Source organism: Alcanivorax sp. HI0083 (assembly GCF_001635175.1).
In genome coordinates this window covers 1-2860 of the sequence record NZ_LWFX01000962.1, presented here as the reverse complement: position 1 = coordinate 2860, position 2860 = coordinate 1, and the positions used below count along the sequence as shown (strand labels likewise).

Genomic DNA, 2860 nt, shown 5'->3' with positions numbered 1-2860 from the left:
CCACCTTTGTGAAACCATAGGGCAGATAAAACGCCGATCCTCTCTTCGCACCAGGGCCGCACCGCAATGTGCGGCCCTGGCTGCGGCTCGAACAACCGGGCACGTATACCGAAGTCGGAATCCTTCTCGCCTGCTCTCAACGAGCGATAATCAAAGGTACTCCAGCGCCTCGGCCACATTGCTGACGCCGATAATCTCCACACCGTCGGGCAGTTTTCTGGGCAGGTTCGCTTTGGGCACAATGGCTTTTTTGAAGCCGTGCTTCACCGCTTCGTAAAGCCGTTCCTGCCCCTGGGGAACAGGCCGGATCTCGCCGGACAACCCCACCTCACCAAACACCACCAACTCGCGCTCCAGCGCACGGTCCCGGAAGCTGGACACAATCGCCAGCACCTGGGCCAGGTCCGCGGCGGTTTCCGTCACTTTGACCCCGCCAACCACATTCATGAACACATCCTGATCGCCCACCTGGATACCACCATGACGATGCAGCACCGCCAGCAACATGGCCAGTCGGTTACCTTCCAGTCCCACACAGATACGCCTGGGGTTGCCAAAATGGGAGGCATCCACCAACGCCTGCAGCTCTACCAGCAACGGTCGTGTACCTTCCCAGACCACGGTAACCAGCGAGCCCGAGGCAATCTCATCAGCCCGATTCAGGAAAATGGCAGACGGGTTCTTCACTTCTTTCAGGCCCTCGCCAGTCATGGCGAACACCCCCAGCTCATTCACCGCCCCGAAACGGTTTTTCAGGCCGCGCAGAGTGCGAAAGCGGGAATCCGTGGAGCCTTCCAGCATCAGTGAGCAATCGATCATATGCTCGAGCACCTTGGGCCCTGCCAGGGTGCCGTCCTTGGTAACGTGCCCCACCAGCAGCAACACGGTGCCGGTTTGTTTGGCAAAGCGGGTCAGGGCTGCCGCACATTCGCGCACCTGGGCCACACTCCCCGGCGCAGACTGCAACGCCGCGAGAAACATCACCTGAATGGAATCCACTACCAGGATGCGCGGCATTTCCTTACGGGCCAGCTCCAGAATCTGCTCCACATCCGTTTCCGCCGCCAGGCGCAGTTTTTCCTTGGGAAGTTTCAAACGATCGGCGCGCATGGCCACCTGGGACAGGGATTCCTCACCGGTGATATACAAGCAGCTTTGGCTGTCCGAGAGTTTGCACAGTGTCTGCAGCAGCAAGGTGGATTTACCGGCGCCAGGGTGCCCGCCGATCAGGATCGCCGAGCCAGGCACCAGCCCCCCGCCCAACACGCGATCCAGCTCGCCCATGCCGGAACCAATGCGTGGCGTTTCTTCCAGCACAATATCGTTGAGGTTCTGCACTTCTGACAGCTGCCCGGAAAAACCGCCGCGGCTGCCCGCCCCTTTCGACGATGGCGTAGCAGGGTCGTGGACAAATTCCTGCAAGGTATTCCAGGCATTGCATGCCGGGCACTGCCCCTGCCATTTGGGAAAATCCGCTCCGCAATCCGTGCATACAAACGCGATTTTTTTCTTGGCCACAAACAAGTCCTTCTCGTGTATTGCTATCTACAAAGCCACTGCAGAATCGTAGCGAATAACACCGCTTGAGGTGCGGATACGAGCGTTAGCGAGTAACGAGTTTCGAGTAGCGAAAAGCACAACCGGAACCTGCCGGGCCTGATAGGTTTGGTTTTCGAAACTCGCTACTCGCAACTCGTAACTGTTTTGTTCGCACCTCAAGAGGTGTTATTCGCTGCGCTCACCCTCCGGGCCGCACTTCGTGCGTTACTCCGCTGCGCTACGTTTCTACAGCGGCCTTCGGATTAAACGACAATGCGTTCCGGGCGTGCGGTGATCTGGCAGAATAATTCATAACTGATGGTGCCACAGGCGCGGGCAACGTCATCCACATCCACCACGTCGCCCCATAATTCCACCTCATCACCCACACTGGCACCCAGCCCGGTCACGTCAACGGTAAGCATATCCATGGAAACACGGCCCACCAATTGCGTGACAACCCCGTTCACGGCCACCGGCGTACCACTGGGGGCATGCCGCGGGTAGCCATCGCCATAGCCCACGGCGACCACACCGACCTGACAGGGTTCAGCTGTGGTCCAGGTCGCGCCGTAGCCCACACTTTCACCTGCCTCCACCGCATTAATGGCAATTACACGGGCGGTAAACCGGTGGCTGACCGCCAGGCCCAGCTCGCTGGCCGTTTGCCAGTCGAAAGGAGACGAGCCGTACAGCATGATGCCGGGACGCACCCGCTGCGCGCGGGCCTGGGGGTAACGCAGCAGCGCTGCCGAGTTGGACGCCGATAACGGCAGCATCAGTTGCTCCGCGATCTGCCCGGCGACCAGCAGCTGTTTCTCGGAATAGGTATCCTGACTCACATCCGCACAGGCAAAATGGCTCATGACACCCACCGGTGCCATTCCCGCTGCCCGCAATTGCGCCGCTGCCTGCAGGGCCGTGTCCGGGCGAAAACCAAGACGGTTCATGCCCGTGTTCACTTTCAACCAGATGCGCACCGGGCAAGGGCTGGCCAGCAGCAAATCCACTTGCCATAACGAGTGCACGACTACCTCAAGGGATAGCCGCTCCGCCTCCTTCAGCTCTTCGGCATCGAAGAAGCCTTCGGCCACAAGAATCGGCAAGGTCATGCCGTTTTCTCGCAGCGCACGTGCCTCTTCGACCAGCGCCACCCCCAGGCCCGACACGTTGTCGTGCATGGCATCCGCCGCCCGCAACAGGCCGTGCCCGTAGCCGTTGGCCTTGACCATGGCAAACACCTCAGCCCCATCAGCCAGTTGCCGGGCCAGACGCGCATTATGCGCCAGCGCAGAAGGACGAATTTCGACTCGGGTGCCTC

2 protein-coding genes are annotated in these 2860 nt (G+C 60.0%); both read right to left on the bottom strand.

Going from position 1 to position 2860, the window contains the following annotated elements; genetic code table 11:
- Nucleotides 1–150: 150 nt before the first annotated feature.
- Nucleotides 151–1518, bottom strand: a complete 1368-nt coding sequence (gene radA, locus A3754_RS11085; protein WP_063519728.1) for a DNA repair protein RadA — start codon at nucleotides 1516–1518, stop codon at nucleotides 151–153.
- A gap of 284 nt (nucleotides 1519–1802) precedes the next feature.
- On the bottom strand, nucleotides 1803–2860 hold a 1058-nt coding region (gene alr / locus A3754_RS11080), incomplete at its 5' end, for an alanine racemase (RefSeq protein ID WP_197468628.1).